Here is a 5,940-nt window from a genome sequence, read left to right on the forward strand (position 1 = left end):
TTGGTGGTGATGGATTTCGGATGGACAGGGACATTAACGGCGCCCGTGGGATTTTCCTACGGGCTTTGGGAGATATCCCCTCTCTAAGAGCTTGTCTTTTAGAGTGCATTGTTAGCATAAGTTAGCAAAATTATATCGGTAAAAAATTCCATGGCAACCAGCTTGCCCAGTAAAGTAGAAAGTGACCCCTCACAGTAGTCTGAGGCATAAGTAAGATGAAAAGTAGTACTATGTATTCTTCGTTTGCGGGTTTAGCACTTAAGATAGTCGGGCTGATCATGATCCTATCGTCCCTGTTGGACTATCTAGTGCTGATTATTCCGTCTCCTGGGGTTAGCCCTCTTCAGAATGAATGGCAGCTGAATCTAACCACCCAGCTTGTTGACCGGGGGGTTATCCCTATGGTGGGAATTGCCTTTTTGGTAGCAGGATATTGGATCAGCAATAACAGTGGTGGCTCATTACCGGAGCGAAAATCGTCAATCACTGACTTGAGATTCTGGGCATTCTTACTCTCCAGCCTATTGGGTTTACTCTTCCTATTGCTGGTTCCCTTGCATTTCAACAATGTTCGCATCCAAAGTAATCAAGCGATCGAACAGATTACGCAGCGAGCCGAGGAAGCTGAAACCCAGCTAGAAACTCAAGTTCAGCAAATAGATACTCTGCTTCAAGATCCGTCTCAGCTAGAACGGCTAGAGCAAGCGATTGGACAAGCTGAAGGCGAACAACTCCAGCGACTTACAGCCTTGCGAGAACAATTGCAGGCGATCAAACAAGATCCCGAAGCGATCGCTCAACGTCGGGAGCAAGCTCAGACTCAAATCCGCAGTCGTAGACAAGAACTTGAGCAACGCGCCAGAACCGAGGCGTTGAAACGAGGTATCCGCATCGGTTTAAGCAGCTTACTTTTAGCCATTGGCTACAGCATTATTGGCTGGATGGGATTGCGGAACTTGGGTAGTTAATCTGCAAGTCATTGCTATGCGAGCAACAGACAAAAAGGTTTGATAACAGTCTCTAAATTGTCAGTTGATAGAGATTGACGATTCAATAGAAGATACACACAAGCGTCCTAATCACCCATTCCGAGATAACAAATAACCTCTATTCGAGCCAGTTGCCAACTGCTGTAGGTAATCCCCAGTTCTGCTTTTATGTGCCATCGGTTACGATTGGCATTGAGGCGGATTGGGGTTCTCAATTTCAGCAAACCGCTTTAGCTAGACTCCTAATTTTACCAGCTTTAACATGTTCTCGATTTATATCCTCACCTACAACGAACAACGAGATATTGAAGCCTGCATTCAGTCAGCGCTGCTCTCGGATGACATCATTGTGGTGGATTCATGCAGTAGCGATCGCACGGTAGAATTTGCCCAACGCTATCCAGTGCGAGTTGTATCTCATGCCTTTGAAAGTCACGGGCGTCAGCGCACTTGGATGCTGGAGCAAATCTCGACGAAGTACGAATGGGCGTACATCTTGGAAGCAGATGAACGGATGACCCCAGTCCTATTTGCTGAATGCCTAGAAGCCATAAGGAACCAGGATTTCGTGGGATACTATGTCGCTGAACGGGTCATGTTCATGAATCAATGGATTCGCCACTGCACTCAGTACCCCCGTTACCAACTTCGTTTACTGCGAAAAGGTCAAGTCTGGTTTACCGATTATGGTCATACAGAACGAGAAGTTTGTCATGGACCGACAGGGTTTTTGCAAGAAACCTACCCCCACTATACCTGTAGTAAGGGGTTGAGCCGTTGGATTGAAAAACACAACCGTTACTCCACCGATGAAGCCCGGGAAACCTTACGCCAGCTTGAACAAGGCACCGTCAACTGGGGAGCGTTGCTGCTGGGGCGATCGGAAGTAGAACGGCGTCACGCCCTCAAAGATCTGTCTCTACGGTTACCCTTTCGTCCCTTGCTCCGCTTTCTCTATATGTATATTCTCCTGGGAGGCTTCCTAGATGGACGCGCTGGCTTTACTTGGTGTACCTTACAGGCATTTTATGAATATCTAATTACCCTCAAGGTTGGGGAACTCAAAGAGCAACAACTGCCCACCCTTGAGGCGACTGATTCCCAACTCTCGTTCTGAAAACCAAACACCCTGGAAACCCTCTTGGACAACCTTAATAGAAATATCAATACTTGCAACAATTCTTAACAAGCTTTACAACTAGAGATAGAACCCTCGACCAGAAGTACTGCTTCACTGGGGCAGCGAAAGGGGGTTGAGCAAGAGTTCATCCCCATCAACGGCTGGGAAAGCTGGCGGTGATTGCCGTGATCAGGTCAAGGTTTCAACAGCTTATACCAGTAATTGGGGGAGCAATGACAGACGTTTAAGAGCCATTTAAGAGCCATTGTAAGGAGAGTCAGTACTCTGTGATCCAACGCTTCAAGCAGGACTTAAAAAACGACCTAATCGCCGGTCTCCTGGTAGTGATTCCCCTCGCTACCACAATCTGGCTGACGATTACCATCGCCAATTGGGTGATCAATTTTCTCACCCGTATCCCTAAGCAACTCAACCCCTATAATAACCTCCACCCCATTTTGGTCAATCTCTTGAATTTACTGGTCGGGCTAACCGTGCCCCTCCTGTGCATTCTACTGATTGGCTTAATGGCACGTAACATTGTCGGGCGGTGGTTGCTGGATGTAGGGGAACGAGTGTTGCAGGCAATTCCCCTGGCTGGATCAGTCTATAAAACACTCAAACAGTTATTGGAAACCTTGCTTAAGGATTCCAGCAGTAAATTTCGGCGGGTGATTTTGGTAGAGTATCCGCGTCAGGGAATGTGGGCGATCGCCTTCGTCACCGGGACAGCAACGGGTGAAATTCAAGGCAAACTCAATGACACCATGTTGAACATTTTCGTCCCCACCACTCCCAATCCGACCACCGGATGGTATGCTATTGTGCCGGAAAAAGAAGTGATTAATCTTTCCATGTCCATCGAAGATGCCTTTAAGGTACTAATCTCCGGTGGAATTGTCGGACCGAGTGAATCCTCCATGGGTGTACCCCTCCAGATGCCATACGGTAAGACGAAGCGAGAGCAACCTCTATCCGATATGCTGCAACAGCAGATGTTACCCACCGAAGAAAGTTCCTAGTGATTAGGGATTGGGGAAGAGGAAATAATTAACTTCTTTTCGGAAGCCAGTAGGACAAAGGACAAAGGACAAAGGACAAAGGACAAAGGACAAAACCATGCAACCCCGCAGAATCGCTCGTGAACTGGCGCTTTTAGGTCTCTCTCAGATGTCTCGTGAACCGGAACAACTGAATGAAAAACAACTGAGCCAGATGGTATTGGTTGCTGTCAGGACTCTGACCAATGAAATTAACGAAGCCTTAGAAACAGCCTCAGCCGAACTTAAACGGGGGAGCGATCGCCTCCTCGGTAGTGAAACCCGTGCGATCGATGTGCGAAGTTCCAAAACGATGGTGGCGGAAGCCATTGAACTGACTCAGAAGGCGATTAACCGTATCGGTGTCGCTGTAGAAATCCCGGAAATGATTCAGCTTGCCAATCAAGCCGACGTGCGGGCTTATGCCATCGAAATTCTCCAGGCGATTCACCGTAGGCAAGTCGAAATTGACGAAATACTGGTTAAATCCCTGAAAGATTGGCAAATTGATCGCTTACCCCGCATTGACCGAGATATTTTGCGAATAGCCGTGGCAGAAATGGCATTTTTAGAGATTCCTGATCGGGTGGCAATTAATGAAGCCATAGAACTCGCTAAACGCTACAGCGATGAAGAAGGACATCGATTTGTGAATGGCGTCTTGCGTCGCGTCACCACCTGTATAAAAGAGCCAGAGCCTCCAGCTCTAGAAAAGTTCGTATAAGCAGGATCATCATTCGTCCTTTGTCATACTCGCTTCCCTTGAAAAGCAAGCTCAAAACTCACAACTCACACTATCTCTAATTAGGTGCAATGGTATTTAATTGGTTCCGCCGCCAAGTTGGTAAAAGTGCTGCTTCTTCCGAGGAGAAAGAAGAGAAGCAAGAACAGCAGTCAGCCACTCCCCCGGTTGAATCGCCGCAATCGGAGAGTGAGTCTGCCACTCAGGAGCAATCAGCAACAGTTGCTGACGATTATCTGAGTTGGGCAAAAGCCGCTTATACAAACCTGAAAAAGCAGGAGTCAGCGCCCTCAGAAGCTGAAACCGAAGCACCAGAGGTTCAAGCTGACACCGCTGAATCTACCCAGGCTGAATTACCAGAGAGTACAGAAGCCACAGAAACTGCCCCGGAGCCAGAAATAGAGGAAGCAGGGGAAGCAGGGGAAGCTGAGGAAGCTGAGGAAGCTGAGGGAGAAGACATTAGGGTTGAAGCGAGTAGTACCGCACCCTCCCCAGAATCTCCTGTGGTAACTGAGGCGGAAACCGACACCGAACAAGTAGAACCTGAAGAAACGGAGGCGCCAACGGCTTCAAATACCATAGCCGAAGCGGAACCCCCCACAGAACAACCTGAACCTGTGGCGGCTGAAGAATCAGCAACTGTGCCGATTTGGGCAAGGAAATCCGAACGGGAAGAGCGACTTAAACGGCTTGAAGCAACGGCAATTGAGACGCCAGAACCGGAATCTGTCGCGCCACCCACAACCCCACCCGAAGCCGAGGCGGATGTCGCCTTGGATGAAGAATTTTTATGGTCAGCCAAAGTCTTAGCCGATCAAGGGCGTACCCCTGAGGATGTCTCCGCTGAGGAAATTAGCTGGCTCAAACAGCTTCGCTCTGGACTGGGCAAAACTCGTCGTGGCTTAGTCAATCAACTCAAGTCTATAGTCGGTCAGGGTCCGTTGAACCAAGACGCCGTGATGGAAATCGAGGCGTTGTTGTTGCAAGCGGATGTGGGTATCGAGGCAACGGATTATATTATTGAAACCCTGCAAGCGAAAATGCGCCAGGAAGTCTTGCCTCCGGAACAAGCGATCGCCTATTTGAAACAAATTCTCCGGGATTTATTGGATAAACCCTGTCAAGAGTCTTACGGTGAAACGTTTTTCCCGGAAAAAGACATCCTGAATATTTGGTTGATGACTGGGGTGAATGGTGCAGGAAAAACCACCACAATTGGCAAACTGGCTCATTTAGCCAATAAATCCGGTTACAAGTGTTTAATTGGAGCAGCTGATACCTTCCGGGCGGCGGCGGTGGAACAGGTGAAAATTTGGGGAGAACGCAGTCGTACAGAGGTGATTGCAAATCCAGGCAAGAATACCGATCCAGCCGCCGTGGTATTTGATTCCATCACAGCCGCAAAATCCCGCAATACGGAATTACTATTGGTAGACACCGCAGGGCGTTTGCAAAACAAGAAGAATCTGATGGAGGAATTGGCGAAAATTCGCCGGATTATCGATAAAAAAGCACCAGAGGCGAAAGTGGAATCGTTGTTGGTATTGGATGCTACCCTGGGTCAAAATGGTTTGCGTCAAGCTGAGGTGTTCTCGGAAGCGGCACAACTGAGTGGTGTGGTGTTGACTAAGTTAGATGGTACGGCTAAAGGCGGTGTGGCTTTGGCGATCGTCCAGCAACTGGGATTGCCAATTCGATTTATCGGTGCTGGGGAAGGGATTGAAGATTTACGTCCGTTCTCAAGTTATGAGTTTGTGGAAGCATTATTGAGTGGATAATCAGACTGGCAAGCTTTGGATTCGTTATTTGCGCCTGGGTATCCCAAAGGACATAAGACCAATGACCAATTCCAGAAAATTCAACAACCCTGACTTAGCTAACGCTTGAAGTCAGGGATTGCCGGACAAACGGCGATTTAAACCGTTGAATACCGCATTGAGTCCCGGTTTGGTACAGACACCCGGATGCTTCCCTAGTCCGGATACTCTCTAAAACCTTTTGTCGGGTTGTTGTTAAGACAAGACATCTTAACCGGGATGGCGGGAAGGG

5 protein-coding genes are annotated in these 5,940 nt (G+C 48.3%); all 5 read left to right on the plus strand.

Annotated features, from left to right (window positions below):
* The first annotated feature begins 230 nt into the window (after positions 1-230).
* The 5 genes from hpsJ-B (at position 231) to ftsY (ending at position 5,669) form a co-directional block, all read left to right on the plus strand.
* Positions 231-968 (plus strand): hormogonium polysaccharide biosynthesis protein HpsJ, encoded by a 738-nt coding sequence (gene hpsJ-B / locus RIE73_RS07035; RefSeq protein WP_446400512.1) that lies wholly within the window; start codon positions 231-233, stop codon positions 966-968.
* Between the two features lie 283 nt (positions 969-1,251).
* On the plus strand, positions 1,252-2,106 hold the full coding sequence (locus tag RIE73_RS07040) for a glycosyltransferase family 2 protein (RefSeq protein ID WP_446400513.1): 855 nt from the start codon (positions 1,252-1,254) through the stop codon (positions 2,104-2,106).
* A gap of 290 nt (positions 2,107-2,396) precedes the next feature.
* Complete coding sequence (locus tag RIE73_RS07045; RefSeq protein ID WP_446400514.1) at positions 2,397-3,131, plus strand: DUF502 domain-containing protein; 735 nt, start codon at positions 2,397-2,399, stop codon at positions 3,129-3,131.
* A 97-nt stretch (positions 3,132-3,228) separates the two neighbouring features.
* The gene (nusB, locus tag RIE73_RS07050) at positions 3,229-3,873 is read left to right on the plus strand and encodes a transcription antitermination factor NusB (RefSeq protein WP_446400515.1); all 645 of its coding nucleotides are present in this window, start codon (positions 3,229-3,231) and stop codon (positions 3,871-3,873) included.
* A gap of 89 nt (positions 3,874-3,962) precedes the next feature.
* Positions 3,963-5,669: a signal recognition particle-docking protein FtsY gene (gene ftsY / locus RIE73_RS07055; protein ID WP_446400516.1), complete on the plus strand. Its 1,707-nt coding sequence runs from the start codon at positions 3,963-3,965 to the stop codon at positions 5,667-5,669.
* The last annotated feature ends 271 nt before the right edge of the window (positions 5,670-5,940 follow it).

Source organism: Coleofasciculus sp. C1-SOL-03 (assembly GCF_040220555.1).
Lineage (GTDB): Bacteria > Cyanobacteriota > Cyanobacteriia > Cyanobacteriales > Coleofasciculaceae > Coleofasciculus.